Annotated in this window: 27 protein-coding genes; 8 read left to right on the plus strand and 19 right to left on the minus strand. The window is 72.2% G+C overall.

Going from position 1 to position 26,873, the window contains the following annotated elements; all coding sequences use genetic code 11:
• Window positions 1–34 precede the first annotated feature (34 nt).
• Complete coding sequence (locus tag ACH4EB_RS18125; protein ID WP_398348504.1) at window positions 35–1,321, plus strand: acyl-CoA dehydrogenase family protein; 1,287 nt, start codon at window positions 35–37, stop codon at window positions 1,319–1,321.
• 68 nt (window positions 1,322–1,389) lie between these two features.
• On the opposite strand, the gene ACH4EB_RS18130 is transcribed toward ACH4EB_RS18125, so the two are convergent.
• Genes ACH4EB_RS18130 through ACH4EB_RS18150 form a run of 5 tightly spaced genes read right to left on the minus strand, consistent with a single transcriptional unit; the run spans window position 1,390 to window position 5,442 of the window.
• Window positions 1,390–1,998, minus strand: a complete 609-nt coding sequence (locus tag ACH4EB_RS18130; protein ID WP_398348505.1) for a GAF domain-containing protein — start codon at window positions 1,996–1,998, stop codon at window positions 1,390–1,392.
• Window positions 1,995–2,663, minus strand: coding sequence for a GTP-binding protein (locus ACH4EB_RS18135; protein WP_398348506.1), 669 nt, complete (start codon window positions 2,661–2,663; stop codon window positions 1,995–1,997). Before ACH4EB_RS18135 ends, ACH4EB_RS18130 begins: the two co-directional genes overlap by 4 nt.
• A complete protein-coding gene (locus ACH4EB_RS18140) occupies window positions 2,641–3,051 on the minus strand; it encodes a DUF742 domain-containing protein (RefSeq protein ID WP_398348507.1) in 411 nt (136 codons plus the stop codon). The genes ACH4EB_RS18135 and ACH4EB_RS18140 overlap by 23 nt, the downstream gene beginning before the upstream one ends.
• 2 nt (window positions 3,052–3,053) lie before the next feature.
• A complete protein-coding gene (locus tag ACH4EB_RS18145) occupies window positions 3,054–3,503 on the minus strand; it encodes a roadblock/LC7 domain-containing protein (protein ID WP_398348508.1) in 450 nt (149 codons plus the stop codon).
• On the minus strand, window positions 3,493–5,442 hold the full coding sequence (locus ACH4EB_RS18150; RefSeq protein WP_398348509.1) for an ATP-binding protein: 1,950 nt from the start codon (window positions 5,440–5,442) through the stop codon (window positions 3,493–3,495). The genes ACH4EB_RS18145 and ACH4EB_RS18150 overlap by 11 nt, the downstream gene beginning before the upstream one ends.
• Window positions 5,443–6,035: 593 nt before the next feature.
• Between ACH4EB_RS18150 and ACH4EB_RS18155 the strand changes: the two genes are divergently transcribed.
• Together ACH4EB_RS18155 and ACH4EB_RS18160 are read left to right on the plus strand one after the other, a co-directional pair.
• Window positions 6,036–6,455, plus strand: a complete 420-nt coding sequence (locus ACH4EB_RS18155; protein ID WP_398348510.1) for a nitroreductase family deazaflavin-dependent oxidoreductase — start codon at window positions 6,036–6,038, stop codon at window positions 6,453–6,455.
• A gap of 61 nt (window positions 6,456–6,516) precedes the next feature.
• Window positions 6,517–6,909: a MerR family transcriptional regulator gene (locus ACH4EB_RS18160; protein ID WP_398348511.1), complete on the plus strand. Its 393-nt coding sequence runs from the start codon at window positions 6,517–6,519 to the stop codon at window positions 6,907–6,909.
• 350 nt (window positions 6,910–7,259) lie between these two features.
• On the opposite strand, the gene ACH4EB_RS18165 is transcribed toward ACH4EB_RS18160, so the two are convergent.
• The 4 genes from ACH4EB_RS18165 to ACH4EB_RS18180 all read right to left on the minus strand — a co-directional run bounded on the left by ACH4EB_RS18165 (window position 7,260) and on the right by ACH4EB_RS18180 (window position 12,060).
• Window positions 7,260–8,609, minus strand: coding sequence for a phosphomannomutase/phosphoglucomutase (locus ACH4EB_RS18165; RefSeq protein ID WP_398348512.1), 1,350 nt, complete (start codon window positions 8,607–8,609; stop codon window positions 7,260–7,262).
• An 87-nt stretch (window positions 8,610–8,696) separates the two neighbouring features.
• The gene (locus ACH4EB_RS18170; RefSeq protein WP_398348513.1) at window positions 8,697–10,073 is read right to left on the minus strand and encodes a hypothetical protein; all 1,377 of its coding nucleotides are present in this window, start codon (window positions 10,071–10,073) and stop codon (window positions 8,697–8,699) included.
• On the minus strand, window positions 10,070–10,918 hold the full coding sequence (locus ACH4EB_RS18175) for a polyprenol monophosphomannose synthase (protein ID WP_398348514.1): 849 nt from the start codon (window positions 10,916–10,918) through the stop codon (window positions 10,070–10,072). The genes ACH4EB_RS18170 and ACH4EB_RS18175 overlap by 4 nt, the downstream gene beginning before the upstream one ends.
• Window positions 10,919–10,977: 59 nt before the next feature.
• Entirely contained in the window at window positions 10,978–12,060 is a 1,083-nt protein-coding gene (locus ACH4EB_RS18180) for a sugar phosphate nucleotidyltransferase (protein WP_398348515.1), read from the minus strand.
• A gap of 106 nt (window positions 12,061–12,166) precedes the next feature.
• Here ACH4EB_RS18180 and ACH4EB_RS18185 point away from each other — a divergent pair, with 106 nt between their 5' ends.
• Window positions 12,167–12,691 (plus strand): GtrA family protein, encoded by a 525-nt coding sequence (locus tag ACH4EB_RS18185; RefSeq protein WP_398348516.1) that lies wholly within the window; start codon window positions 12,167–12,169, stop codon window positions 12,689–12,691.
• A gap of 472 nt (window positions 12,692–13,163) precedes the next feature.
• On the opposite strand, the gene ACH4EB_RS18190 is transcribed toward ACH4EB_RS18185, so the two are convergent.
• The 5 genes from ACH4EB_RS18190 to ACH4EB_RS18210 form a co-directional block, all read right to left on the minus strand.
• On the minus strand, window positions 13,164–14,363 hold the full coding sequence (locus ACH4EB_RS18190; protein ID WP_398348517.1) for an MBL fold metallo-hydrolase: 1,200 nt from the start codon (window positions 14,361–14,363) through the stop codon (window positions 13,164–13,166).
• 236 nt (window positions 14,364–14,599) lie between these two features.
• Window positions 14,600–16,036, minus strand: coding sequence for an NAD(P)/FAD-dependent oxidoreductase (locus ACH4EB_RS18195; RefSeq protein WP_398348518.1), 1,437 nt, complete (start codon window positions 16,034–16,036; stop codon window positions 14,600–14,602).
• A gap of 161 nt (window positions 16,037–16,197) precedes the next feature.
• Window positions 16,198–17,070: an SAM-dependent methyltransferase gene (locus ACH4EB_RS18200; RefSeq protein ID WP_398348548.1), complete on the minus strand. Its 873-nt coding sequence runs from the start codon at window positions 17,068–17,070 to the stop codon at window positions 16,198–16,200.
• A 23-nt stretch (window positions 17,071–17,093) separates the two neighbouring features.
• A complete protein-coding gene (locus ACH4EB_RS18205; RefSeq protein ID WP_398348519.1) occupies window positions 17,094–17,381 on the minus strand; it encodes a DUF397 domain-containing protein in 288 nt (95 codons plus the stop codon).
• Between the two features lie 3 nt (window positions 17,382–17,384).
• Window positions 17,385–18,251 (minus strand): helix-turn-helix domain-containing protein, encoded by an 867-nt coding sequence (locus tag ACH4EB_RS18210; protein WP_398348520.1) that lies wholly within the window; start codon window positions 18,249–18,251, stop codon window positions 17,385–17,387.
• A 137-nt stretch (window positions 18,252–18,388) separates the two neighbouring features.
• On the opposite strand from ACH4EB_RS18210, the gene ACH4EB_RS18215 reads away from it, so the two are divergent.
• A complete protein-coding gene (locus tag ACH4EB_RS18215; RefSeq protein ID WP_398348521.1) occupies window positions 18,389–18,850 on the plus strand; it encodes an ATP-binding protein in 462 nt (153 codons plus the stop codon).
• Window positions 18,851–18,928: 78 nt separating this feature from the next.
• Here the strand turns inward: ACH4EB_RS18215 and ACH4EB_RS18220 are convergent, their stop codons facing one another.
• Window positions 18,929–19,729, minus strand: coding sequence for an SGNH/GDSL hydrolase family protein (locus ACH4EB_RS18220; protein ID WP_398348523.1), 801 nt, complete (start codon window positions 19,727–19,729; stop codon window positions 18,929–18,931).
• A 368-nt stretch (window positions 19,730–20,097) separates the two neighbouring features.
• Here ACH4EB_RS18220 and ACH4EB_RS18225 point away from each other — a divergent pair, with 368 nt between their 5' ends.
• Entirely contained in the window at window positions 20,098–20,907 is an 810-nt protein-coding gene (locus tag ACH4EB_RS18225) for a tyrosine-protein phosphatase (RefSeq protein WP_398348524.1), read from the plus strand.
• A 156-nt stretch (window positions 20,908–21,063) separates the two neighbouring features.
• Window positions 21,064–21,726, plus strand: coding sequence for a hypothetical protein (locus tag ACH4EB_RS18230; protein ID WP_398348525.1), 663 nt, complete (start codon window positions 21,064–21,066; stop codon window positions 21,724–21,726).
• A gap of 79 nt (window positions 21,727–21,805) precedes the next feature.
• Here ACH4EB_RS18230 and def read toward each other — a convergent pair whose 3' ends face one another.
• Window positions 21,806–22,465, minus strand: coding sequence for a peptide deformylase (gene def / locus ACH4EB_RS18235; RefSeq protein ID WP_398348526.1), 660 nt, complete (start codon window positions 22,463–22,465; stop codon window positions 21,806–21,808).
• A 108-nt stretch (window positions 22,466–22,573) separates the two neighbouring features.
• Between def and ACH4EB_RS18240 the strand changes: the two genes are divergently transcribed.
• A complete protein-coding gene (locus tag ACH4EB_RS18240) occupies window positions 22,574–23,167 on the plus strand; it encodes a helix-turn-helix domain-containing protein (protein WP_398348527.1) in 594 nt (197 codons plus the stop codon).
• A gap of 45 nt (window positions 23,168–23,212) precedes the next feature.
• On the opposite strand, the gene ACH4EB_RS18245 is transcribed toward ACH4EB_RS18240, so the two are convergent.
• The 3 genes from ACH4EB_RS18245 to ACH4EB_RS18255 all read right to left on the minus strand — a co-directional run.
• A complete protein-coding gene (locus tag ACH4EB_RS18245; RefSeq protein WP_398348528.1) occupies window positions 23,213–24,595 on the minus strand; it encodes an aspartate aminotransferase family protein in 1,383 nt (460 codons plus the stop codon).
• A gap of 13 nt (window positions 24,596–24,608) precedes the next feature.
• Window positions 24,609–26,489, minus strand: a complete 1,881-nt coding sequence (gene dxs / locus ACH4EB_RS18250; RefSeq protein ID WP_398348529.1) for a 1-deoxy-D-xylulose-5-phosphate synthase — start codon at window positions 26,487–26,489, stop codon at window positions 24,609–24,611.
• Window positions 26,490–26,522: 33 nt separating this feature from the next.
• On the minus strand, window positions 26,523–26,873 hold a 351-nt coding region (locus ACH4EB_RS18255; RefSeq protein WP_398348530.1), incomplete at its 5' end, for a flavodoxin-dependent (E)-4-hydroxy-3-methylbut-2-enyl-diphosphate synthase.

Below are 26,873 nucleotides of genomic sequence, written 5' to 3' on the forward strand. Positions count from 1 at the left end.
ACAGCGCGGGGGCGTTCAGCGGAGGAGGCTCGTCTTGCATCGCTACTTCACCAACCAGCGGCACGAAGCACTCCGGCGCCGGGTACGGGATTTCGCCGAGAGCGAGGTCCGGCCCCGGATAGCCGAGATGGAGGCGGCCCGAACCGTTTGCCATGACCTGTCGCGTCTGATCGCCCGTCAGGGGTGGATCGGCGCGACCGTCCACCGCGCCTACGGCGGGATGGGCGCCGGACACCTGGCCAAGACCCTCATCATCGAGGAACTCTCCCGGGTGAGCGGTGCCATGGGCGCCATGGTGCAGGCGTCCCAGCTCGGCGCCGCGAAGATCATCCACTTCGGCAGCGAGGAACAGAAGAAGACCTGGCTGCCGGCGATCGCCGCGGGCGACTGCCTGCCGACCATCGCCGTCACCGAACCGCAGTCGGGCGGGCATGTGCTCGGCATGACGAGCCGGGCGGTCCGCGACGGCGACGACTACGTCCTCAACGGCCGCAAGATCTACGTCGGCAACAGCCACGTCGGTGACCTGCACGGCGTCGTCGTCCGCACGGGCGAGGGCTCCAAGGGCCTGTCGGCGTTCCTGGTGGAGGCGGACCGGCCGGGCGTACGGGTCGGCGCCCAGCAGCAGGCCATGGGGCTGCACGGCTTCAGCTTCGGCGAGCTGTTCTTCGAGAACTGCCGGGTGCCGGCGGCGAACCTCCTCGGCCGGGAGGGCGACGGGCTGGCCGTCGCGTACTCCTCCAGTGTGCTGTACGGCCGGCCGAACCTGACCGCGGTGTCGCTCGGCATCCACCAGGCCGTGCTGGACGAGACCGCGCGGTTCTGCGCGGAGCGGGAACGCTACGGCAAGCCGCTGGCGAACCTCGGCAACATCAAGATCAAGCTCGGCCGTGTCCAGTCCCGGCTGCTCATCGCCCGGCTGGCCGCCTACCACGCCGTCCACCTCCTCGACCAGGGTCTGCCCTGCGACGCGGAGCTGATGAACGCCAAGCTGGTCAACGTCGAGACCGCACTGGAGTCGGCGCGCGACGCGATGGACATCCACGCCGCCTGCGGCCTGTTCACGGACCGCCCGGTGGAGCGCTATCTGCGCGACGCCCACCACATCTTCGCTCCGGCCGGCACCACCGACGTCCAACTGCTGCGCCTGGGCGAGCTGGCCCTCGGCACGGCCAAGGGCGAGTGGTCCAGCCGGCTGGCGAACCTGGTCCGCGGGGAACCGTCCGATCCCGCGGAGGACGACCGGGCCGCGGAGCCCGCCGTCGCCGGGTGCCGCACCTCTCTCCTGCGGGAGCGGACGGAGTTGCAGCCCACCGGTTAGGGACGGCGCGGGGTGGCGCGGGTCTGCTTCCCGGGGGCCGCGCCACCGGTCCCGCAACCGTGCCGCCGTCAGCTCTCCTCGGCGTGCTGTCGCTCCATGCGGTGGATCTGCTCGACGAGTTCCGCCGCCATCGCCTTGATGGTCCCCAGTCCCTCGCGTCCCCACGGGCGGCGTTCGAGGTCCACCACGCAGACCGTGCCGAGGGCCATTCCCGTACGGTCGATGAGCGGCGCGCCCAGGTACGAGCGGATGCCGATCTCGTCCACGACCGGGTTCCCCGCGAAGCGCGGGTAGTCGCACACGTCTTCCAGGACGAGCGCCTTGCGGCGGACGATGACGTGCGGGCAGTAGCCGTGGTCGCGGGCCATCACCCGGCCGGGCTGGGCGCTCGGCGGCGCGGGGCCCAGTTCGACGGGCGCCTGCTCGCCGCCTGGGGTGTAGAGGCCGGCGAAGTACTGCCGGTGCTCGTCGATGAAGTTGACCATGGCGTACGGCGCCCGGGTCGTCCGCGCCAGCTTGCGCGCGAACTCGTCGAAGGCGGGCAGCGGCGCGTCACCGATGCCCAGCGCACGCAGCCGGGCGACGCGGGCCGGCGCCTCGTGGTCCTCCGGGGTGAGCAGCAGATGACGCGTGGGGTCGTAGGAGACGTACGACGCGCGCGGGGCGGGACGGGTCACGGGAACTCCGGGGTGGCGGCGAGGGCGGGGGTCAGCAGGTGCTGGACGAGCGAGACCAGGACCTGGGTGGAAGAGCTGCACTGGCGTGCGTCACAGAGCACGACCGGGGTGCCGGGGTCGAGATCCATGGCGGTTCGCACCTCGTCCGGGCCGTAGTGGTACGCGCCGTCGAACTCGTTGACCGCGACGACGAAGGCGATGCCGCGCCGTTCGAAGAAGTCGACGGCGGCGAAGCACTGGTCCAGGCGGCGGGTGTCGGCGAGGATGACGGCACCGAGCGCCCCGTTGGACAGCTCGTCCCACATGAACCAGAAGCGTTCCTGCCCCGGTGTGCCGAAGAGGTAGAGGACATGCTCGCGGCCGAGGGTGATCCGGCCGAAGTCCATGGCGACGGTGGTGGTGTTCTTGTCCTCGACGCCGGCCAGATCGTCGGTGCCCACGCTGACCTGGGTGAGCAGTTCCTCCGTACTGAGCGGCTCGATCTCGCTGACCGCGCCGACGAAGGTCGTCTTGCCGACGCCGAAACCGCCGGCGACCAGGATCTTCAGCGCGAGCGGGAACGGGTCGGCGGCGAAGCCGGCGGCGGCCCCCGCGGCGGACGAGCCCGCCGCGGTCGGGAGCCGGGCGTCGGCGGACAGGGCGTCAGAGCCGTTTGCGAAGTCCATGCAACACCGCCTCCAGCAGGGCTCGGTCGGTACGGTTCGGGGGGCCTGACCCGCAGGCGGACACCGGCACCGGCGCCCGGGCGGCGAGCGCCCCGCAGTCGACCAGGTCGGCCAGCAGCACCTTGGTGACCACGGCGGGCAGACGTATGTGCGCGGCGATCTCGGCGACCGACACCGGACCGCCGCACAGCCCCAGCACCTGGGCGTAGTCGGGACCCTGGCAGGTGACGGGCCGCTTCCCGGTGGCCATCACCATGGTCAGCAGGTCGAAGTGCGCGGTCGGCCGGGTGCGGCCGTTGCTGACCGTGTACGGGCGGACCAGGAGGCCGGCTTCGTCGTCCAGCCACGGGATCTCCCGGCCCGGTCTGCGGCGGCGCCGTACGCCCATGGTCAGCGACCACCTGCCGGGGCCTGCTGCCGTACCGGCGTCGCCAGATAGGGCCGGACGCTCTTGACCAGCATCCCCATCTCGTAACCGAGGACCGCCACATCGGCCTCCCGGCCGGCCAGCACGGCGAGGCAGGCGCCCGAGCCGGCCGTGGAGACGAACAGGAATGTGGACTCCAGCTCGACGACGACCTGGAGCACGTCGTCGCCGTTACCGAAGCGCACCCCGGCGCTGCGGGCCAGGGAGTACAGGCCGGAGGAGAGGGCGGCCAGGTGGTCGGCGCTGTCCGGGTCGAACCCGTGGGCCGCCTTGACCAGGCCGTCGGAGGACAGCAGAAGCGCGCTGGTCGCGTGCGGTACGCGGTTCACGAGTCCGGTCAGCAGCCAGGACAGGTCGGTCTGCTGGCCGGTCTGCAGGTGCGCAGGTGCCTGCGGATGCACGTCACTCACCATGGTCGCGGTCGTCTCCTCGGCGGGGGTCGGTCCTGTCGTGGCCGGCGTCGGCGCCGGTCCGGTAACTGTCGTAACCGTCGTGGTCGGCGGGGCTGCCGTAGCCGTTGTCGGCGAGGCTGACGCCGCGCCGGAAGGCGGCCATCAGGCCGGGGTCGTGCTCGGGTTCGGGCGCGCCGTCGCGGCGCCCCGCGGACGGCAGGATCGGCTCGCCGCGCAACTGCGGCACCAGGTGCTCCTGCTTGCGGCGGCGCGGCAGCCGCGGCCGGGCGCCGTCGTCGGCCGCGGGGGGCGGGGCGGGCGGCAGGAGGAGCGGGCCCGGGTCGGCGGCGCCGGGCGGGGCGGGGTGCGGGCCCGGGTGCCGGACGTCACCGCCGTGGGCGTCGGGGGGCTGGTGGGCGCCGGCCGGCGACGGGCCGCCGGCCGGTGCCGCGGAAGCGCGCACGGCGCGCGTGCCGGCGTGCGGCGTCCGGGACGCGCTCGGCCACACCCCGTCGCCGTACGCGATGTCCGGGTACGCCCCGTCGGCGGCCCCGGCGACCGGCGCTCCGTGCGCGGCCCGTACGAGCCTGCGACGCGGTCCGCGCGGCGGAGCGGGCTCCGCGGGGGCGGCGTCGACACCGTCGTACACGCCGCGGTGGCCGGACGCGGTGTCGGCGCCGGCGAGGGAGCGCGGCTCGGAGACCGTCAGGGTGATCTCCCCGGAGTCCACGTACTGTTCGCCCTCCTGCGGCTGCTCGGACTCCGGCCCCAGCAGGCCCTGCGGTACGACGAGGACGGCCTGCACGCCGCCGTAGATGTTGCCCTGCAGGCGGACCACGATGCCGTGCCGCCGGGCGAGCGAGGAGACCACGAAGAGTCCGATGCGCCCGTCGCTCAGCAGTTCGGCCACATCGACGTGGTCGGGGTCGGCGAGCAGTCCGTTCATCCGGGTCTGCTCGTCCAGTGACATGCCCAGGCCCCGGTCCTCGACCTCGACGGCGAGGCCGGCCGTGACCAGTTGCGCGCGCAGCAGGACGTGGGTGTGGGGGGCGGAGTAGACGGAGGCGTTCTCGACGAGTTCGGCGAGCAGGTGGATGACGTCGGCGACGGCGTGGCCGCGCAGCGTGCCCTCGATGGGCGGCACCAGTTTGATCCGCGGGTACTGCTCGACCTCGGCGATGGAGGAGCGCAGCACCTCGGTCATGGTGACCGGGCGGCTCCACTGGCGGCGGGAGATGGCGCCGCCGAGGACGGCGAGGTTCTCGGCGTGCCGGCGGATGCGGGTGGCGAGGTGGTCGACGTGGAACAGCCCCTTGAGCAGGTCGGGGTCCTCGACCTGGTTCTCCAGCTCGTCCAGCAGCTCGATCTCGCGGTGCACCAGGGACTGCAGGCGCCGGGCGAGGTTCACGAACACCTCGACCTTCTGCTCGTTGCCGCTGGCGTTGCCCCGGGCGATGACCACCGCGTCGACGACCGCCGTCTCGGCCGCCCGGCCCGCCGCGGCCACCTCGTGGGCGAGCAGGTCCAGGGTGTCGCCGGCGGGCGGGACGACCGGTTCGCCCTCCCGCTCCCGCGACGGGAGCCATTCGCCCTGGCGGACCCGGTCCAGCAGGTCGTCGAGGTCGTGCCGGCCGCGGGCGCAGACCTCACGCAGCCGCGCGTAGCGGGCCACGGCGGCGCGCGCCTCGTTGTTGGCCGCCGCGCCGGCGGCCGTCACGATGGCGCAGACCAGGCCGCAGGCGCCGAGCAGTACGGCCCATTCGCGGCCGGTCAGCCCGGTGCCGCCGACCCGCACGACGAAGGCGGTGGCGGCCGAACAGACGGCGGCGACCAGGAGACAGGGGACGGCGGCGAGCCGCACCAGGCGGGTCCGTATGGCCGAATCGGCGGCCGTCTCCGGGAACGCGGCCCGGCCGTGCCGCCCGCCCTCCCGCTCCCGGCGCCGGGTGGCCGCCGACACGGGGTCCGCCCCCTGGGGACCACGGGGGCCCAGGGGACCCTGAGTCTCCTGGGTGACTGGGGTCCCCTGGGGGAATGCAGCAGGCATCGGCGCCCTCCGGATCGGCCGTCGGCAGTTCGCGGAGCACGCACGCTAGTTGTTGCGGGGGTGGGGTACGGACCCCCTTCGACGTTTCGCTACCCCGCGCCACCTCCCCTAGAGGGGGAGGGTCGCATACCTGTGCGTATCTTTCCGAACTGCCGTTCAGAAACGCGCAGTTGAGGAGAGCCTGACAGCATCCGGCCGGGCACTGGACGCGACCGCCGGGGACACCCGGCCGCATCGCCTCCGCATAGAGGCTGCCCATCTTCCCGGCGGGAATGCGGCCCGCTCCGAGTGGCGCACCACCGACAAGCAGAAGGACGGACTCCACCCCGTGCGGCGACACCGGGACTCCGCGACGGAGTCCGCCTTGACCTTCACGCCGACGTCAAGGTCGAGAATGCCGCCATGGCATCTTCGAACACCACCGGCGGCCGTCCCACTCGGGCCCCGGCCGCACCGACCCTCCGCACCACACCGGCGGGCCGCGCCTCCTGCGGTGAGGCGGCCGCGTGAACGCCTTCAACCAGCGCGTCATCGAGGAGTTCCGCGCCAACCGGGGCCGCGTGGGCGGCATGTTCGAGGGGCGGCCGCTGCTCCTGCTGACCACCACCGGCGCGAAGACCGGCCTGCCGCGTACCACCCCCGCCGTCTACCTGCCGGACGGCGAGGACCGGCTGGCCGTCTTCGCCTCCAACGGAGGCTCGCCCACCGCCCCGGCCTGGTACCACAACCTGACCGCCCACCCCGTGGCGACGGTCGAGGCGGGCACCCGTACCTACCGGGCCCGTGCCACCGAGGCCGCGGGCGCGGACCGGGAACGGCTGTGGGCCCGGCAGGTGGCGGCCGATCCGCAGTTCGCGGCCTTCCAGGAGCGGGCGGGGCGGCGCATCCCGGTGCTGGTCCTCACCCGATGGGACACCCACCTGTGACCTTCACGTCCACGGAAAGGTTTACGCTTCCTCCCGACCCATCCGTCCGGAGGAGACCGCCATGCGCATCGGGGAACTGGCCCGTGTCACCGGCACGACGACCCGGGCCCTGCGCTACTACGAGGAGCAGGGCCTGCTCCACCCCGACCGCTCCACGAACGGCTATCGCAGCTACGGGGACGAGGCGGTGCGCTCCGTGGCGAACATCCGGCTGCTCCTGGCCTCCGGTCTCACCACCGACGACCTGCGCCTGATCGACGGCTGCCTGCGCGACGAACTGACCGGCACCCACACCTGCGCCGACCCCACCCCCAAGATCGCGCTCTTCGAGCAGCGCCTCTCCCTGCTTCAGGACCGGATCAACGACCTCGTCACCGTACGCGACCAACTCGTCGACCGACTCACCGAACTGAGGGAAAGCGCCCCCCAGCGGCCTCATGCGCCGGACTCCTGAGAGCACCCGGCGGCGATCCCCGGCCCGCCGGCCGCCGCCCGGCGGTGCGGAGCCACGAGGCGGACGGTGCCGGAGGCATCGCGTCCACCCGCTCCACGGTGCAGCGCTCCGAGGAGCCGCAGCGGTCGAACCGGGCGCGGAGCAGGCCGTGGTCGCCGTCGGCGTTGCCGACCTCGGCCGCCACGGCCTTGCCGTTCGGGACGGGACTTCAGCGTCGGCCTGCGGAGATGGGGCGCGCCGGTGCCACGGCCCGCTCTTCCAGTGGCGGTGCCCTCCCGGACAAGCCCGGGAGGGCACCGTACACATCGCGCTGCTCGGCAGTTCCGGCGGACGTCGCCGAGCCCGTGGGCTCAGCGGATGAGGCCGAGGACCTCGTCGCGCAGGGTCGTCATGGACGCGGTGGTCGGTCCTTCGACGTTGAGGCGGAGCAGGGGCTCGGTGTTGGAGGGGCGGAGGTTGAACCAGCGGCCGTCGGTGAAGGTGACGGTGAGGCCGTCCAGACGGTCCGCGGTGGTGTCATCGAGGGCACGGTAGGTGGCCTCGACCTTGTCGAGGGTGCCGGGGATGTCGGCGACCTCGGAGTTGATCTCACCGGAGGCCGCGTAGCGGGAGTAGTCGGCGACCAGTTCCGACAGCGGGCGGTCCTGTTCCCCGAGGGCGGCCAGGACGTGCAGGGCGGTGAGCATGCCGGTGTCCGCCCGCCAGAAGTCGCGGAAGTAGTAGTGCCCGGAATGTTCGCCGCCGAACACCGCGTCGTGCTCGGCCATGAGCGCCTTCATGAACGAGTGGCCGACGCGGGAGCGGACGGGGGTGCCACCGTGTTCACGGATGATCTCGACGGCGGCCGCGGAGGTGATGACGTTGTGGATGACGGCCGAGCCCGGAGCCTTGGCCAGTTCACGGGCCGCGACCAGACCGACGATCGCGGAGGGCGGGACGGCCCGGCCGGTCTCGTCGATGAAGAAGCACCGGTCGGCGTCCCCGTCGAAAGCCAGGCCGATGTCCGCGCCGGTCTTCTCGACCATGGCCTGGAGGTCGCGGAGGTTCGCCGGCTCCAGGGGGTTGGCCTCGTGGTTCGGGAAGGTGCCGTCCAGTTCGAAGTACATCGGCACCACGTCGAGCGGCAGGCCGTCGAACACGGCGGGGACGGTGTGTCCCGCCATGCCGTTGCCCGCGTCGACGGCGACCTTCAGACGGCGGATGCCGCTGACGTCGACGAGCGAGTTCAGATGGGCCGCGTACTCGGCGAGCAGGTCGCGGCGGGTGGTGGTCCCCGGGGTCGCCACCGGCTCGGGGATGTCGTCGCACTCCAGCCAGGTACGGATGCGGGCGAGACCGGTGTCCTCGCCGATCGGCGCGGCGCCGGCCCGGCAGAGCTTGATGCCGTTGTCCTGCGCCGGGTTGTGGCTGGCAGTGATCATCACGCCGGGCAGGTCCAGGCTGCCCGAGCAGTAGTACAGGTAGTCGGTGGAACCGAGTCCCGCGTCGACGACGTCGGCACCGGCGCGGTTGGCGCCGGTCGCGAAGGCCTGCGCCAGCGCCGGAGAGGTGGAGCGCATGTCCTGGGCGATGACGATCCGGTCCGCCCCGGTGAGGCGGATGAACAGCGCGCCGGCCTTGGCGGCGATGTCGGTGTTCAACTGCGAGGGGACCTCGCCGCGGATGTCGTACGCCTTCACAAGACGCGAGTAGTCGGGCATGACCTGTCTCTCGGGATGTTCGATGGGGGCGGGGCGCGCATGGCCTGGTGGTGCGGATGCCATGGGCGCCCCGTGACGTGCCGGTGGTCAGGGCCGCGGCGCGTCCGCGGCGCCGCGGCCGAGGGCTTCCGCGGGGTTCGCACAGCGCCGCAGGACCGCGCGTTTGACGACCTCGTCCACCAGGACGGGCAGCCCGGCGACGACGATCAGCCACACCGCCGCGTACAGCCGCTCCGACTGGAAGTAGACCGGGTGGGCGACGACCGTGGCGATGCCGGTGAGGCCGAGACCGGTGACGATCAGGGCCAGCGGTGCCGAGCGGCGCCACAGTCCCCACAGGGCCAGTCCGAGCGGGAGGACGAGCATCGGCGCGAGGGCCTGGTGCTGCGCCCACTGCCACCAGAAGTGGCGGTTGAGCTCGAACAGGTCCTGCCAGGGAGTGACCGCTTCGGGTTTGGTCCAGTGCTTGCTGAACGTGTCCTGGAGGGTCGCCGTGGTGCCGGGCAGTTGCCACATCTTGCTGATCAGCGTGATGACGGCCGCCGTGCCGGCCGAGAGGCCGAGCAGCCACCAGGTGCCTTGTTGCCGGGTGCGGCGCACGAAGACGAGCATGGCCACGGCCGCGCAGGTCATGAGGACGGCCGCCATCTGGGCGCTGGAGTACTTCACGCCGGCCGACACCGCCAGCGCGGCCGCGTACACCGTCGCACCGGTGCGGATCCGCCCTTGGAGCAGGGAGACGGCACCGAACAGCATCGCCCCCAGCATGCCCAGCAGGGGTCCTTCCGCCAGCGGGAGCGTGCCCCAGGTGGCGAGGGGGGTCGCGTAGAAGAGGACCTGGCCGAGGACGGCGAGTCCGGGTGAGAGGCCGATGCGGCGCAGTGCGGCCAGCGTGAAGAGGCCGCCCGCGGTGGTGAAGATCAGGGACACCGCGCTCAGTCCCGACTTGGCGCCCATGAGGCCCACGAAGGGGGCCGCGATCAGCGGGTAGAGGGGACGGGTCTCGAATATCTCCTCGTAGCGCGGGTCGTTGGGCTGGAGGCCCTTCGCCGCACTGCCCTTCATGCAACGCGCGTAGCTCTTCGCGTCGCGCGGCTCCTTGAACTTCATCTCGTCGAGGAGCTGACCGCGGTACTTGCGGTTGGCCTCGTCCTTGCAGTACGCCACCAGCGCCTTGTGCTGAGCTTCCGGGCGGGTGTCGCCGAGGTACTCGTGGGCCTGGCGGGCGTAGCGGTAGGAGTCGTTGGAGAAGAGGGAGGCCGGGAAGGCGAAGATGTGCAGGACGACGAAGACCACAGCCACCAGGCAGGGAAGCGTGATACCCGCCACCCTGCGGTCGACGCGGCGGTGCGGGCGCCGCTGCGGTGCGACGGACGGCGGTACGGGCGCCGTCGGCGGGAGGGGGGTCCGAACGGGAGCCAGGCCCTCGGCCTGGTGCCCGGCCTGCTCGGTGCCGACGCTCATCGCTCGGCTCCGCTTCGCGGCGTGCGTATCGCGGCGAACCGGATCCGCCACGGCATGATGGCGGACTCGATCTGCACGGCGGCCGTCATCTTGGAGGCGCCGATGCGGCGCTCCTCGAAGTGGATGGGTATCTCCAGGGCGGTGAAGCCGGCACCGACGGCCTGGTACTTGAGCTCGACCTGGAAGCTGTAGCCGCCGGAGCGGACCTGGTCCAGGCGGGCGGCGCGGACCGTGTCGGCGCGCCACAGGACGAACCCGGCGGTGGCGTCCCGGAGCCCGGTGCGCAGCACCGCGCTGACGTAACGGTTCGCCCAGCGGGAGAGCAGCCGCCGGTGCATGCCCCACTCCGAGGCGAGCCGGCCACCGCACACGTACCGGCTGCCGACGACCAGCCCGGCGCCGGTCGACAGGGCGCTGCCCAGCATCTGCGGCACGTACTCGACGGGGTGGCTGCCGTCGGCGTCCATCTGGAGCACGTAGGCGGCACCGTCCTCGACGGCGCGGGTCATGCCCGCGGCGTACGCCCGGCCCAGGCCCTCCTTGGCGGTCCGGTGCAGTACGTCGATCCGGCCCGGATACTTCTCGGCGAGTTGCTCGGCGACCTTCCCGGTGCCGTCGGGGCTGTTGTCGTCGACGACCAGCAGGCGCAGGCCCTCAAGCCCGAGGCCCATCAGGGCCTCGGCCATGCCGGGCAGGTTCTCCGCCTCGTTGTAGGTCGGCATGACGATGGTCAGGGCGGTACGGGCCCAGGCGTCGGGCAGCGCGGCGGGCAGCCGCGCGGGGCTCGGCGTGGACTCCGGTGCGGAGGCGGGGGTGGCCGAGGCGGGTACGGATGGTGCAGACACGTGTCGGGTTGCTTTCGTCGTTCCGTGAGGGGGATTTGCGGAGCGGGCGGTGGCCGGTCTCAGCAATCTGCGGAGAAACGCACGGAGGCGTCGGGCAGGCGTGTGTCGCACCACACCCGGACTCCGTTGCGCAGTTCGTTGTCGGCGCCGACCACCGCGCCGTCGCCGACCACCGCGCCGTCCAGGACGGAGCGCGCGCCGACCCGGGCGCCCGCGCCGACGAGGCTGTGGCCGATCCACGCACCGGCCTCGACGCGCGCACCGTCGAGCAGAATCGATCCTTCGATCACGGCGTCGGCGGCCACCACGGCGCCCGCGCCGACGACGGTGCCACCGCCGAGCTTGGCACCCTCGGCGACCTCGGCCCCCGGCAGCACCAGGGCCTCGCCGGGCGGCCCCGGCACCGCGGGGGAGGCCACCACGCCGCGTACGAGGTCGGCGGACGCCTGCACGAAGGAGTCCGGCCGGCCCAGGTCCAGCCAGTAGGTGCGGTCGACGACGCCCAGCAGGAGCGCCCCGTCGGCCAGCAGCCCGGGGAAGGTCTCCCGCTCCACCGATACCGGGCGGTCGGCGGGGATCGCGTCGATGACGTCCCGCCGGAAGACGTAGCAGCCGGCGTTGATCTGGTCGGTGACGATCTCCTCCGGGCTGGTGGGCTTCTCGGTGAAGGCGAGCACCCGGCCGGACTCGTCGGTGGGCACCAGCCCGAAGGCGCGCGGGTCCTCGACCCGGGTCAGGTGCAAGGTGACGGCCGCCTCCGCCGCTTCGTGGCGGCGGACCAGGCCCGCGGTGTCGAGACCGGTGAGGATGTCCCCGTTGAGGACGAGTACGGGATCCGAGGGGCCCGACGTCAGAGCCGTCGCGGCGGACCGGATGGCGCCGCCCGTGCCGAGCGGCTCCCGCTCGGTGACGTAGGTCAGCCGCAGGCCGAGCTCCGCGCCGTCACCGAAATACGGCTCGAACACCTCTGCCAGGTACGAGGTCGCGAGCACCACGTGATCGACCCCCGCGGCCTTCAGCCGTGCGAGCTGATGAGCCAGGAACGGCACCCCGGCCGCCGGGACCATCGGCTTGGGTGTGTTCACCGTCAGCGGCCGCAGGCGTGTTCCCCGCCCGCCCACCAGCAGCACTGCTTCCGTCACTCGCTACTCCCCCTCCATAGTACGTTAACATTACAAGCGTTTTGGAAATCTTTACACTATGGGCTCCAAAACCGGCAAACCGCTGTCTAACACCAAGTAAGGCTTTATGAGTACCACTGGCTCTGCGCACGACCGCACCCGCGGGCGCCTGCACCGCCTGTTCGGCGAGCTCGCGAAGTTCGGCACCGTGGGCGGGCTGGGCGTCCTGGTCAACCTGGGCGCCTTCAATCTCTGCCGGGCGGCGACCGGTCTCGCGGTGGTCCGCTGCAGCGTCATCGCCACGGTCGTCGCCATCGCGTTCAACTACGTGGGGCTGCGGTATTTCACCTACCGGGACCGTGAAAGGGGAAGCCGCACAAGGGAGTTGCTGCTGTTCGCCGCTTTCAGCGCGGTCGGCCTGGTCATCGAGAACGGCGTGCTTTACGTGGCGACCTACGCCTTTGACTTGAATGGCCCGCTTCAGAACAACTTCTGGAAGTTCCTGGGCATCGGGACCGCCACGCTGTTCCGCTTCTGGACGTACCGCAGCGTGGTCTTCAAGCTCCCCGTACCAGCGGAAACGCCGGTGATCCCCACCCAGCGCAGCGCCGCCCCGGTACCGCGGACGGAGCGGGCGGAACAGGTGCGGTGATGCCGCCGAGGCATCGGCGGAGCGCCTCTCGCGGGGCGTGGAAGCGCTGCCGGAGCGGGTAACGATGCGGCGAGGGCCTTTCCCGGCCGACCGGCCGGGGCAGGACACGGCTACCGCGCATCGGACGGCGACAGGGCCTGTTCGCCGGCGGCCGGCCCCCCGCTTATTGCATTTCGGTAAAAAATCGGGGCGCTTCGTGCCGACCTGTGGAAGTTGTTCGGTTCTCGCCGTCTGATTTCGCGGCGCTCGCTACGTCCTGCGGCCCGTGATGCGGCGAGGCTCTGCGCGGCCCCTCGGCCCGTACGTAACCGCAGTCCCCGCCCCCCGGAACACGTGCCGGAATGACGCGTGGCAGCACCCGGCGCGGCACCGCGCCTTCTACCGCCTGAGTGCGGCAGTAGGCCCGCTCCGCCTTCGCCCGGCCACTCCCCGCATTCCCTCTGTCACGGAAATGCCTTGTCCCCGTTCACCTTCACCCCACCACCTCGAAAGCATCCCCCGACGCCACCCCCGCGGCCCACGACGGCCACCCGTGAACCGGCGGCAGGGCCACCGCCCGCCACCACGGATCCACGATCTGTTCGTCGGCCGGTTCGAAGGGCTTGCCGGGGAGCGGTGCGGCCAGCTTCGCGCCGGTGGCGCGGGCCGCCGCGACCGTGCGTTCCACCGGTTCGGCCCATGGGTGCGGGGCGAGGTTGAAGGTTCCCCAGTGGATGGGCAGCAGGGTGCCGGACGGGGTGCCCCCGGACAGGTCGGTGTGGGCGCGCAGGCCCTCTTCCGGTGTCATGTGGATGTCCGGCCAGAACTCGCTGTACGCGCCTATCTGGATCATCGTCGCGTCGAACGGGCCGTGCTCGGCGCCGATGTCGGCGAAGCCGGGGAAGTAACCGGTGTCGCCGCTGTGGAAGACGCGGTGGGCGGGGCCGGCCACCGCCCAGGACGCCCACAGGGTGTGCTGCGGACCGCGCAGACCGCGTCCGCAGAAGTGCTGTGCGGGGGTCGCGGTGAGCGTCACGTCGCCGACGGCCGCCGACTCGTGCCAGTCCAGTTCGGTGATGCGGTCCTCGGGCACGCCCCACAGTTCGAGATCGGCGCCGATACCGAGCGGTACGACGAAGCGGGTGCCCGTGGGGATGAGCGCCTTGATCGTCGGCATGTCCAGGTGGTCGTAGTGGTCGTGTGAGATCACCACGGCATCGACCGGGTCCAGGTCCCGGAGCGGGAGCGGTACGGGGTGCAGGCGCCGGGGGCCGGCCCAGGTGAACGGCGAGCAGCGCTCGCCCCAGACCGGGTCGAACAGCACCCGGTGCCCGTCGATCTCGGCGAGCACGCTCGAATGCCCCAGCCACGTCAGCCGCAGCCCGGAGGCGGGCGGCGCGCCCCGGTCCGCCGCGGTGGGGCGGTGCACGGGAATGCGGCCGACCGGCGCCCGGCGCAGCCGGCCCTCGCGGCTCAGTTGCGTACGGGCCATGGACAGCGCGCCGCCCCGCACCATCTGGCGTGTCGGTACGGGATTACGGAACTGGCCGTCGACGAACTGCGGGGACCGCTGCATCCGCGCCAGCCGCTCCCCCGTGGGCCACGCGCCGAAGACGGCGGGGCGGCGGAGCGTGAACCGCTCTGCGGGGCGCGGGGCGGACGAGGAGTCACTGCGGGGTCGGGAGCCGGGCACGGCACCTCCAGGCATCGGGGCGGTAGCGCTGTCAACGGGGCGTCGCTCGGTGAACGGACCGCCACGTTGACGGGTTCCGGCACGTCGCGTCCGGGCCGGCGGCACCGCCGCGGACCCCACGCCGCCCGGACAGGACACGTGTTCCCTGCACGTACCGAACCACTCGGGCCGGTCCGGGCATTCCGAGGCGGGGCGGGCGGCCCTGCCTTCCGGGCCCCGGGCGCCGTCCCGTGCCGTCAGGCCGCCCGGCGCACCGGTTCGACGTGCTTCGGCGGTGTCGCGGGGCCGGGCCGGCGCGGCAGCAGGAGGACGCGCAGGGCCAGGCGCGGTGTCATCAGGCGGGACGGCGGCGCGGTGAGGCAGAAGACGTCGCGGAAGGCGGCGCCGAGGACGGGGTCGGCGGCGACGCGGTCGAGGAGGCGTTGGAGGTACCAGTTGGTCAGCCGTTCGCGCAGGCCGGGCCGGGCCTGGGGCCCGCTCGCGTAGGGCCGGTCGGCGCCGACCGCGCCGAGCCAGGCGGCGTCGGAGGCGCCGGCGATCGCGCGCTGCGCCGCGCCCGCGAACCCCGGCCGCAGCCCGCCGGACTCCAGGGTCCGGCGCAGTGCCACGGCGCCGAGGGCGGCCACCGACATGCCCTGTCCGTAGACGGGGTTGAAGGTGCAGTTGGCGTCGCCCAGGACGATGAAGCCTTCGGGCACGGCGCCGGGCCGTTCGTAGTGGCGGCGGCGGTTGGAGGTGTCCCGGAAGCCGTGCACGGGCGAGACCGGTTCGAGGTACGGGAGCAGGCCGTGGATGTACGGGTCGCCGACGGTGGCGGTGAAGTCGGCGAACCCCTGGTCGTCGGTCGGCGGGTGGTGGCCGCGGACCCCGGAGGCGGTCAGCAGCCATGCGCCGTCCTCGACCGGTACGTACACGGCGCCGCGCGGGTTGCCCGGCCAGCCGGGGATGTTGACGGCGATGTCCGGCGCGCCGGCCGGGTCGGTGGGCCGGAAGATCCGGGTGGCGTAGGCGATGCCCGCGTCCACGGTCTCTTCCCGCGGGGCGGCGCGCCCGAGGTCGGCGTACCACTTCGGGGCCTTGGATGTGCGTCCGGAGGCGTCGACGACGAGCACGGCGGGGAGGGTCCGCTCGGCCGGGTCCGTGGCGCTCTTGCCGGCCGGCTGTCCGCCGCGGGCCCGTACCCGTACGCCGGTGACCCGCCCCGCGTCGCCGGTCAGGCCGACCGCCTCGGTCGCCTCCAGCACCTCCAGACGGGTCTTCGACCCGGCCGCCGCCTGCCGGGCGCGGTCCCGGACGACGCCGTCGATCACCGGGCGGGTCACGGACACGCAGGTGTGGCGCCCCTCGTCGAAGCGGTACTGCCAGCCCGCGGCGGTGCGGGTGACCAGATCGCGCGGCATGTGGAGGGTGCGCGCCCCGGCGTCGGTGAGGGCCCGCACCGTGCCGGGCAGCAGTGCTTCCAGGGCTCGCTGGCCGCCGGTGAGGAAGACGTGCAGGTGACGGGCTTGTGGCACGCCCTTGCGGAAGGCGTGTCCGGCCGGGTAGCGATCGCGTTCGACGACGGTGACCGCGTCCACGTGCCCGAGCAGGGCGGTGGCCGCCAGCATCCCGGCGAGTCCGCCGCCGATGACGACCGCGTGCCGCTCCCCCGTCGGTTCAGCCGTCTCTGCCACCGTTGCCCCCGTCCCGCCCGTCGGGCGACCCTTCCGGCGGGCGGTCGTCGCGCCGCCGGTCCCTCACAGGCTCTCACCCTCGGCCCGCCGGTTGCCGCTGTCAACCACCGCTCTGTCCCGCGCACTTGGACGTCGGGTACGCCCCGTGCCGGTGCGGCGCGCTACTGTTTCCGGCCCACCCCGCCGTAGAAGATGATGTTGTTCAGCTCCGCCGGGCCCGGGGGCGGCCCGTCCGGGCGCCACAGCGGTACCCGCACCACGCCCGGCTCCAGCAGTGCGAACGGCCCGAAAAGCGGCTCGATCTCGCTCTTGGCCCGCAGGTTCAAGGTGGCCGTCGCGTTCTTGTAGACGTCCAGCACGCCGTCCCGCGCCTGCTCGTCCGTGCGGCCCTCGGCGTACGCCTCGTACGGCTCGCCCGTGGCGTGGGACAGCACGAGGACGCTGCCGGCGGGCAGTGCGCGGGCCAGGGCGGCGACGATCCCCGCCGGGTCCTCGTCGTCGCGGACGAAGTGCAGGACGGCCACCAGCAGCAGCGCCACCGGCCGGTCGAAGTCGATCAGTTCGCGCACGGTCGGGTGGTCGAGGATCGCCTGCGGGTCGCGCACGTCGGCCAGGACGAAACCGGTGTCCTCGGTGGCCGTCAGCCGCGCCCCCGCGTGCGTGGCGACGATGGGGTCGTTGTCCACATAGACGACGCGTACGCCGGGCGCCGTCTCCCGGGCCACCTCGTGGGTGTTGGGCGAGGTGGGGATGCCCGTACCGATGTCGACGATCTGCCGGATGCCGCCGGCGACCACCTCGCGCACCGCGCGGTGCAGGAACGCCCGGTTGGCGCGGGCGCTCAGCCGCACCTGCGGGTGCACCTCGATGACGCGCCGGGCGGCTTCCCGGTCGACCTCGTAGTTGTCCCGGCCGTCCAGGTAGTAGTCGTACATCCGGGCGGGGTGCGGCTTGCCGGTGTCGATCTCCTCGGCCTTGAACGCGGCCGCGTCCTGCAGCCCCCGCGAGCCGTCCTCGTCCCACGAGCCGACCACGGCCCGGGAGAACTCCGCCTCCTTCACGCCGTCCTCCGGTCGGTTCCGCAGCCGCAGCCGCACGGTGCCGAGGTGAGCAGGAAGTCGGCGGCGCCGGCCTTCGCGCCCTCGATGAAGCTCTTGATCTCACGGTGGGTGTAGATCAGCGCGGGGCCGCCCGGGTCGGTGGACTGGCGCAGCGCCACCCGCCCGTCGCCCAGCCGCAGCGCCTCGACGCACTCGCCGCCGTTGCCGCCGCTCCACGGCTTGTGCCAGCCGTCGCTGCCCAGCTCCGTGGCGGGCATGCCGTTGTAGATGCGTATGCGATCCATGGTTCAGATCTCCTTGCGAAAGCCGCCCAGAAGGGCCTCGGTGGTCTGGGCCGGCGCGGCTTGCGCGCACATCCGGTCCAGTGCCTCCAGGAACTGCGAGACGTCGTCGCGCTGGTCGAAGTACACGGCGCCCACCAGGTTCTCCGCGTACGCGATGTCGGGCAGTTCCGGGATCGGGAACCGGAAGATGTGGAACGGCCCGTACATCGAGGGGTGCGGTCCGGCGGCGAACGGGATGATCTGCAGCCGGACGTTGGGCAGGGTGGTGGCCTCGGCCAGCCGCGCGATCTGTCCGCGCATCACCCGCGGCCCGCCGATCGGACGGCGGAAGACCGTCTCGTCCATGACCACCCAGAGCATGGGCGCGCCGGGGCGGGTCAGCAGCGACTGCCGTTCCATGCGCAGCGCGACCGCGCGGTCGATCTCCTCGCGCGCCGCGTGCGGCATACCGGCCCGCAGGACGGCGTGGGCGTACTCCTCGGTCTGCAACAGCCCCGGGACGTAGTGGGGCTGGTAACCCCGGATGAGGTTGGCCTCGCTCTCCAGGCTCACGTAGGCGCTGAACCAATCGGGCAGCACGTCGCGGTAGTTGTGCCACCAGCCGGGCCGGTTGGCCTCGCGGGCCAGTTTGAGGAAGCCGTCGATCTCTTCCTTGTCGGTGACGCCGTAGGTCGCCAGCAGCTTCTCCACGTACGGAATCTTGAGGCCGACCTCGGCCTTCTCCATGCGCCGTACGGTGGCGTGCGTGACATCGAGGGCGCCGGCCGCCTGCTCGTAGGACAGCCCCGCCTTCTCGCGCAGGTCCTGCAGCCTCTTGCCGAGCACCACCCGCAGGACGGTCGGAGCGCCACCCGACCGTGCTTCCGCCACTTCTGATCCCCTCCCACCAAGCATGAGTGATCAGCAGTGTGTCATGCCGTCAGCAGAGCGAACAGACTGCGCTTGCGATTCTGCAAATTACATATTGATCCTTGCCATCGGTGACCAACATCGCACATAGTTGCGGAGTGGCTTCCTCCAACAACGCTCCTTCGTTAGGGCGCTGTGGCGGCTTCGTCGCCGAGCGTCTCCAGGACGCGTTCCACTTGCCGGCGCGCCGCACCTCCGTACCGGAGGCGCGCAGACGCGTGATCGCCGTGCTGCACGAGTGGGGCGCGGCAGAACAGGTCTGTGACGACGCCGAGTTGGTGGTGTCGGAGTTGTTCACCAACGCCGTACGGCACACCGACAGCGAGAAGGTCGGCTGCGAACTGGCGGTCGTCGGCGCCTTCCTGCGCCTGGAGATCACCGATCAGGGCCGCGGCGACTCGGCACCGCACGTCCAGCCCGGCAGCGTGGACAAGGAGTGCGGCCGGGGCCTGTTCCTCGTGGGCGCCCTCTCCGAGAGCTGGGGTGTACGCCCCGACCCGGCCGGCCGCGGCCGCACCGTCTGGGCCGACCTCCCCTACGGGGGTCCCGCCACCCGCTGAGACCGCCGCCCACGGGAGCCGCCCCACGGAAACCGCCGCCCGCGCCTCGACGGCGGGCGGCGGTGTGGCATCGCCGCTCTACAGAGGAAGCAGATCGGGCCGCTTCGGCTCCACGTGGTCACCGGACGACTCGCCGCGCAGCCGGCGGCCGATCCACGGCACCAGGTGTTCCCGCGCCCACTGGATGTTGTCCCGGCGCGCCTCGGCCGCGGTGCGCTCCGCCTCCGGCGGCCAGGCCTGGTCCGGGTCGGCCGGTACACCCAGGCCCAGCACCTGAGCGGCCCGCAGCGCCACGCGGGTGTGCCCGTCGGCCGACAGGTGGAGCCGGTCGTCGCTCCAGGCCCGCCGGTCCTGCACGGACTTCAGCGACCACAGGTCCAGGACCGGGCAGTCGTGCCGGTCGGCGATCGCCCGGACATGCGCGGTGTACGTCGCGATCTTGCCGCGCAGATGCCGCAGCACCGGCATGCCGCGGGTGTCGAACCCGGTGCACAGCAGCACGGTCGGCACCTTCTCCCGCAGGTCGGCGACGGCCGCCTCGTACCGCTCGGCCACCGCGTCCGGGTCCGAGCCCGGCCGCAGGATGTCGTTGCCGCCGGCACAGAACGTCACCAGGTCAGGGGCCAGCTCCTTGGCCCGTGGCACCTGTTCCTCCACGATCTGGTCCAGCAGGCGCCCGCGGACCGCGAGGTTGGCGTAGCGGAACTCGCCCTCCGCGCGCCGGTCCGACAGCAGGACCGCCAGCCGGTCCGCCCAGCCGATGTACGCCCCGTCACGGCCGGGATCCCCGACTCCCTCGGTGAAGCTGTCCCCGACGGCTGCGTACGACCCGATGGCGCCATATGCGCCACTGCTCATCTTCTTCGAATCGTCTGCCACGTCAGGACATACTTCACCTCCGGAAGTGACTTACGCCACCGTAACCAGGGGTTGACGTGGGGTGATTAATGCCACCCGGTCAAATTCTGATCAAGTCGGAATAAGAATCGGGGACGATAAACGGCTTTTTTCGGTCGTTTGATGGGGTGTGGGAATGGCTGGACAATCAGGGCGGGCGTCGGCGCGGAGGCCCGGGCGACGATGATCCGTTCCTCGTCCCGGGGCGCGCCAGGAGGGCGCGGCGGGCACCGGCCCACCCCGCGGAACCCGTCGTCACCGACCTGATTGCGGGCCGCCCCCATGTCGTATCGTCGGAGTGGCCCGCCTCGTCGACGAGCAGCGTCGGCGACCGATCCCGAGGAGCGCCCGTGACGCAGCAGATCCCGGAGGTCCCGTCGACCGACTCCGAGCTCGCGGAAGTACGCAACTTCCGTGACGTGGGCGGGTTGCCGACCGTGGACGGGCGCCGGGTGCGCAAGGGCCGGCTCTTTCGCAGCGGCCACCTGGCGGCCGCGACCGAGGCGGACGCCGCCTTCCTCGGCGGCCTCGGACTGCACACGATCTTCGACTTCCGCAACGCCGCCGACATCAAGCTGGAGGGGCCCGACGTCGCGCTGCCCGGCGTACGGAACGTGAACATCCCGCTGACCGACCCGGCCGACGGCGCCGAGTTCTGGGCGATGGTGCGGGACGGCGAGCTGGGCCACCTGCGTACGGCGCTGGGCGACGGCAAGGCGGCGGGCCGGATGGCACAGACGTACCGCCACATCATCACCACCCGCACCGCCGACCACAGCCGTGTGCTGCACGCGCTCGCCGAGGACAGCGTCCCGGCACTCATGCACTGCGCGGCCGGCAAGGACCGGGCGGGCCTGTCCGTGGCCGTCACGCTGCTCGCGGTCGGCGTCGAGCCGGAGGCCATCACGGCCGACTACCTGGAGTCCAACGCCGCACACCGCCGGTACAAGGTGCGCCGCTCCGACCAGTCGGCGGCAGGCATGTCCCCCGAGGTCATGGAACTGCTCGCGCCGCTCTTCGACGCCCGCGCCGAGTACCTGACCGCGGCCCTGGACGCCATCGAGTCGACCTGGGGCTCGACCGAGGCGTACCTCGGCGAGGGGCTGAAGCTCTCCCCCGAGACCCGCGAGCGGCTGCGCTTCCAGCTTCTGGAGGACTGAGAGCCCGGCCCGCCCCGCACGGCCGGGCCCTGGACACCGGCCGGGGCGGCCGCCGCCGCGCTGCCGGGCTCTGGACACAGCCCGGAGCGGCCGCCGCCGGCCGCCCGCCCCGGGCCCGCCGGCCGGTCCCTTCCGCAGCCGGGCACAATGGCCCGCGTGATCGACCACACGTCTTTCTGCCTGCCCTTCCTCCAGCCCGGCGAAGTCCTGCTGCACAGCGGGCAGTACGAGGTCTACCCGTCCCTGCCGCTCGTCCCCGCGCACCTGCGGCTGCCGCGCGAACAGTCGCTCCTGGAGAAGCGGATCCGGGATGCGCTGGGCAGCGTCCTGGACAAGGCGTCGCGGCGGCTCGGCATCGCCACGGACAACCGGTTCACCCACCACCGGCCGACCCGCGCCGCCGGCCACGTCGCGGACGGGCTGAGCGAGGCGCAGGACAACTTCGAGGATGCCGTCGACCGGGCCGCCGAGCACATGATGTACGGCAAGCCCATGGAAGGCGGCTGGACGAGCATGGCCGGACGCTTCCACGTCCAGGTCACCAACGCCGGCGGCTCCCCCCGGCACCAGGCGGTCACCGACCGCCGCCTGTTCGTGGTCACCGACCACGCCACCGGCTGGCGGGCCCGCGCCCCCGAGCCGGCCCTCGCCGTGGAAGTGGCCCGCCAGGACATCGCCGAACTGTGCCCCAGACCGCGCACGACCTTCCCGCGCGGCCGCTTCGACCTGGTCTTCGCCGACGGGTCGTGGATAGCGCTGAGCTGCTCGTTCCGCAAGAGCATGGAGGCGCTGGTGAACGCCTTCTACGGGCGGACCTGACACGGAACCGGCCCCGGACCCGAAACCGGCCCCGGACGCGGCGCCGATCGCTGCCGGGAAGCCGGCCCCTGACGCGAAGTCACTTGCCCAGTTCCGCCGCCAGTTCGGCGCGCCGGGCGAACTTCTCGTCCTTGCGCTCCGCCATCTCGCGGAGCGCCGTCTTGCGCTCCTTGCGGGCGAGCCGGTCCAGGTAGAGGTGGCCGCGCAGGTGGTCCGTCTCGTGCTGCAGACACCGGGCGAAATAACCCCGGCCCTCGATCACCAAGGGGTTGCCGTCCTTGTCGCGGCCCCGTACGACAGCGCGGTCGAGCCGGGGCACGACCCGGTAGGGACCGGGGACGGACAGACACCCTTCGGACTCGTCGATCAGCTTGCGCCGCTCGGCCGGCACCTCGTCCAGGACCGGATTGACGATGTGCCCGACGTGCCGCACGCCCCACTCGTCCGTCATGTCCCACACGAACACCTGAAGGTCCACGTCGATCTGGTTGGCGGCGAGCCCCGCGCCCTCCGCCACATGGTTCGTGGCGAACATGTCGTCGATCAGCCGCGCGAGCTGAGGCGTGCCGAACCGGGTGACCTCGCGGCACGGGCGGTGCAGCACCTCCTCCCCGACCACGGTGATACGGCGCACCGCGCCCCGCTCGACCTCCGGCGCGAGCCGCGGGTACGTGTCCACGGGCTCGCCCTGTACACGCACCCGGCGGTCCTGCGAGGGGTCACCGAACCGAACAGCCATGGAGTATCCACACCTTCCGCGCATGGCCGGGACGGCCCGGGCGTACTTTCCGGGGCCGTCGGCAGGCCGACTTGACCAAACGCTTTGCAAAGTAGCACCCTTTGCAAAGTGAGCGATGAGGAGCGTCAAGCAGCTACCACCGGACCGCCGTCGCGCCGCGCCCGGCAGTCCCTCCCCGACCATCCCGTACGCATCGCCCTGCTGGACCTGCTCGCCGAGGTCGGCACCGTCACGTCCACGCAGGCCGCCGCCCGGCTCGGGCACAGCTCCGGCCTCTGCTCCTTCCACCTGCGCCAGCTCGCCCGGCACGGGCTCATCGAGGAAGTGCCGCACACCGGCGGGCGCGCCCGGCCGTGGCGGCTGCGCTGGGACGCCCCGTCCGCCCCCGCGTCCCCGCCCGGGCAGGCCGAGCAGGAAGCACCGGACCGGTTCGGCGTGCTCGCGCGGGGCCTGGAGGACGAGAGCTACCAGCACTGGCTCGCCCACCGGGACCGGGCGCCGGCCGAGTGGCGGCAGGACGCATCGTTCAGTGCCGTGGTCCATCTGACCCCGGCGGAGCTGACCGAACTCGCCGCCGCCGTCCGCGCCCTGCTGGCCCCTTACCGCGAGCGGGAGCAGCGGCCTGCCACACGGCCGGCCGGTACGGTGGCGGTGGCCGCGGTCACCAGGCTGTTCCCCCTGCTGAACGAGGACCCGGCGTAACGGTGGGCGGAGCCGTGTCGTTCCCCGCCCAGGGCCGTGCCCGCGCTAACGCGTCTGCAGGGCCTGCTTCATCAGCGTCCGCCCGAAGTCCCACATCAGGCCGCCGCCCTGGTGCGCGTCGTCCATCACCTCCGTGAACGCCGCCACGAACCGGTCCACCTCCCGCTCCCCGATCGTCAGCGGCGGGATCAGCTTGATGACTTCCAGGTGGTCGCCGGAGACCTGGGTGAGGATGCGGTGGCGCTGGAGGAGGGGGACCACGACCATCTGCGCGAACAGGCCCTTGCGGGCCGCCTGGAGCATGGTCCAGTGGCCGCGCAGTTTCAGGGAGCGGGGGCGGCCGAACTCGATGCCCACCATCAGGCCCCGGCCGCGGACGTCGTGCAGCAGCTCGTACCGGTCGACGAGGGCGGCCAGTCTCGTCCGGAGCAGGTCGCCGGTGTGACGGGCGTTGGCGACGGTCTGCTCGTCCTCCATGACCGAGAGGACCGCCAGGCCGGCGGCCATCGCCTGGGCGTTGGCGCCGAAGCTGGCGGAGTGGACGAGGACGCGGTCCATGGACGAGTAGACCTTCTTGAAGATCCAGTCCTTGCCGAGGGTCGCACCGACCGGGACATAGCCGCCGGAGAGCGCCTTGGCCACGCACACCAGGTCCGGCTCCACGCCGTCCTCGTGCTGATAGGCGAAGAAGTCGCCGGTGCGGCCCAGGCCGGTCTGCACCTCGTCGGCGATCAGCAGCGCCTTGTGCCGGTGCAGCAGCTCCTGGGCGGCACGCAGGAACCCGGGGGGCGTGGGGTGCACGCCCTTGCCCTGGATCGGCTCGACGATGAGGGCCGCCACGTCGCCGCGCCGCACCTCCCGCTCCAGCGCTTCGAGGTCGCCCATCGCGATGCCGGTGTCCGGCAGCAATGGTGCGAAGCCGTCGCGGAAGCCGCTCTCCCCGTTGACCGACAGGGAGCCGGTGGTCAGGCCGTGGAAGGCGTGGGCGCAGTACAGGACGCGGGGCTTGCCGGTGGCGTAGCGGGCGAACTTCAGGGCCGTCTCGACGGCTTCCGTACCGCTGTTGCCGAAGAAGACACGGTCCAGGTGGGGGGTGTGGGACAGCAGTTTCTCGGCGAGCAGCCCGGGCAGCGGCTGGCAGTCGAAGCGGGTGAGGTCGGCCAGTCCGGCGTCGAGGACGTCGTGCAGGGCCTGCCGGACGACCGGGTGGTGCCGGCCGAGGCCCATCACACCGAAGCCGGCCAGCATGTCGAGGTAGTCCTGGCCGTCCGCGTCCCAGAAGTAGGCGCCCTCGGCCCGCTCGTAGACCTTGTCGAAGCCGATGGTGTGCAGCATCCGCGGAAGTTGGTGGTTGAGGTACCTGGTGTGCAGGTCGTAGCGCTCGGCGCCGCGTTCGGCGAGCAGCTTGGTCAGGTCGAATCCGGTCACGAGCCGTTCTCCGTCACGAGTCGTTCTCCTTACGGGCCGGGGAGGCGCTGATGCGGCCGGCGATCTCGGCCGGGGTGAGGCCGATGTCGGCGAGCACCTCGGCGCGTTTGGCGTGCGCCAGGAACTGTTCGGGGATGCCGAAGGTCCGCAGCGGTACGTCCACGTCGGCGTCGCGCAGCGCCTGGCCGACCGCCGCCCCCACGCCCCCGTTGCGGCTGTTGTCCTCCACGACGGCCACCGAGGCGTGCCGCGCGGCCAGCCGGACGAGAGCGGCGTCGACGGGCTTGACCCACCGGGGGTCGACGACGGTGACGCCGACGCCGCGCTCCGCCAGCAGGTCCGCCGCCTTCAGGCAGACCGGGGCCATCACTCCCACCGAGACCAGCAGGACGTCCTCCCGCTCGCCGCGGGCCAGTACGTCCACGCCGCCGATCCGCTCCAGCGCCGGGACCGGCTCGCCCACCGACTCCTTCGGGAAGCGCAGCACGGTCGGCGCGTCGTCGACGTCGACGGCCTCGCGCAGTTCGGCGCGGAGCTGGTCCGCGTCGCGCGGCGCGGCGATCCGCAGGCCCGGGACGACGCCGAGGACGGACAGGTCCCACATGCCGTTGTGGCTCGGCCCGTCGGTGCCGGTCACACCGGCCCGGTCCAGGACGAAGGTGACACCGCACCCGTGCAGCGCCACGTCCATCAGGACCTGGTCGAAGGCGCGGTTGAGGAAGGTCGCGTACACCGCCACGACCGGGTGCAGGCCGCCGGTGGCCAGGCCGGCCGCCGAAACCGCCGCGTGCTGCTCGGCGATGCCCACGTCCCACGTACGGTCGGGGAAGGCGGCCGCGAACCTGCCGAGGCCGACGGGCTGCAGCATCGCCGCGGTGATGGCGACGACGTCCGGGCGCTCCGCGCCGATCCTGACCATCTCGTCGCCGAAGACCGAGGTCCACGACGGCGGGCCGGGCGGCGCGACGGGTGCGCAGGTCAGCGGGTCCATGGCGCCGACGGTGTGGAACCGGTCCGCCTCGTCCTCCAGCGCGGGCCGGTAGCCGCGCCCCTTCTCCGTACGGCAGTGGACCAGGACGGGCCCGTGGAAGCGGGCGGCGCGGCGCAGCGCGGACTCGACGGCGGCGATGTCGTGGCCGTCGATCGGGCCGACGTACTTCAGCCCCAGGTCCTCGAACATGCCCTGGGGGGCGAAGGCGTCCTTGAAGCCCTTCTTGGCGCCGTGCAGCGACTCGTACAGCGGGCGGCCCACGACGGGGGCGCGCTGTACGACGTCCTTGCCCCAGGCGAGGAAGCGTTCGTAGCCGTCGGTGGTGCGCAGGGTGGCGAGGTGGTTGGCGAGGCCGCCGGTGGTGGGCGCGTAGGAGCGCTCGTTGTCGTTGACGACGATGATGAGGGGGCGGTCCTTGGCGGCGGCGATGTTGTTGAGCGCTTCCCAGGCCATGCCGCCGGTCAGCGCGCCGTCGCCGATGACGGCCACGACGTGGTCGGCCCGGCCGCGGACCTGGTTGGCCTTGACCAGGCCGTCGGCCCAGCCCAGGACGGTGGAGGCGTGGGAGTTCTCGATGACGTCGTGGTCGGACTCCTCCCGGGACGGGTAGCCGGACAGCCCGCCCTTGCCGCGCAGCTTGGAGAAGTCCTGACGGCCGGTCAGCAGTTTGTGCACGTACGACTGGTGGCCGGTGTCCCACAGGATGCGGTCGGCGGGCGAGTCGAAGACCCGGTGCAGGGCGATGGTCAGCTCGACCACGCCCAGGTTGGGCCCGAGGTGGCCGCCGGTCCGCGCCACCGCGTGCACGAGGAACTGCCTGATCTCCTCGGCGAGTGCGCCGAGGTCTTCCCCGGGAATCTCCTTGAGGTCGCGCGGGTCGCGGATCTGTTCCAGCATCGACATGCTCGGTCCCCCTCCATGGGTACAGCTCTACGGTCAGCTCACGGTGATGTCGGGGGTGCCTGGCACCACTTCCTCGGCCTCCATCTGCTCGGCGATCTTCATGGCCTCTTCGATGAGGGTCTCGACGATCTTCGACTCGGGCACCGTCTTGATGACCTCGCCCTTGACGAAGATCTGGCCCTTGCCGTTGCCGGACGCCACCCCGAGGTCGGCCTCGCGGGCCTCGCCGGGACCGTTGACGACGCAGCCCATGACCGCGACGCGCAGCGGCACCTCCATGCCCTCCAGGCCCGCGGTGACCTCGTCGGCGAGCTTGTAGACGTCCACCTGGGCACGGCCACACGACGGACAGGAGACGATCTCCAGACGGCGCGGACGCAGATT

The sequence above is a fragment of the Streptomyces sp. NPDC018045 genome, assembly GCF_044327445.1.
GTDB lineage: Bacteria > Actinomycetota > Actinomycetes > Streptomycetales > Streptomycetaceae > Streptomyces.

Coding starts and splice junctions, on each gene's coding strand:
- ACH4EB_RS18165 (WP_398348512.1), bottom strand. CDS start 8,609: ATGCCCGACTACTCGCGTCTTGTGAAGGCGTACGACATCCGCGGCGAG.
- def (WP_398348526.1), bottom strand. CDS start 22,465: ATGGCTGTTCGGTTCGGTGACCCCTCGCAGGACCGCCGGGTGCGTGTA.
- ACH4EB_RS18205 (WP_398348519.1), bottom strand. CDS start 17,381: ATGGATCGCATACGCATCTACAACGGCATGCCCGCCACGGAGCTGGGC.
- dxs (WP_398348529.1), bottom strand. CDS start 26,489: ATGTCGATGCTGGAACAGATCCGCGACCCGCGCGACCTCAAGGAGATT.
- ACH4EB_RS18170 (WP_398348513.1), bottom strand. CDS start 10,073: ATGAGCGTCGGCACCGAGCAGGCCGGGCACCAGGCCGAGGGCCTGGCT.
- ACH4EB_RS18160 (WP_398348511.1), top strand. CDS start 6,517: ATGCGCATCGGGGAACTGGCCCGTGTCACCGGCACGACGACCCGGGCC.
- ACH4EB_RS18145 (WP_398348508.1), bottom strand. CDS start 3,503: ATGGTGAGTGACGTGCATCCGCAGGCACCTGCGCACCTGCAGACCGGC.
- ACH4EB_RS18135 (WP_398348506.1), bottom strand. CDS start 2,663: ATGGACTTCGCAAACGGCTCTGACGCCCTGTCCGCCGACGCCCGGCTC.
- ACH4EB_RS18185 (WP_398348516.1), top strand. CDS start 12,167: ATGAGTACCACTGGCTCTGCGCACGACCGCACCCGCGGGCGCCTGCAC.
- ACH4EB_RS18140 (WP_398348507.1), bottom strand. CDS start 3,051: ATGGGCGTACGGCGCCGCCGCAGACCGGGCCGGGAGATCCCGTGGCTG.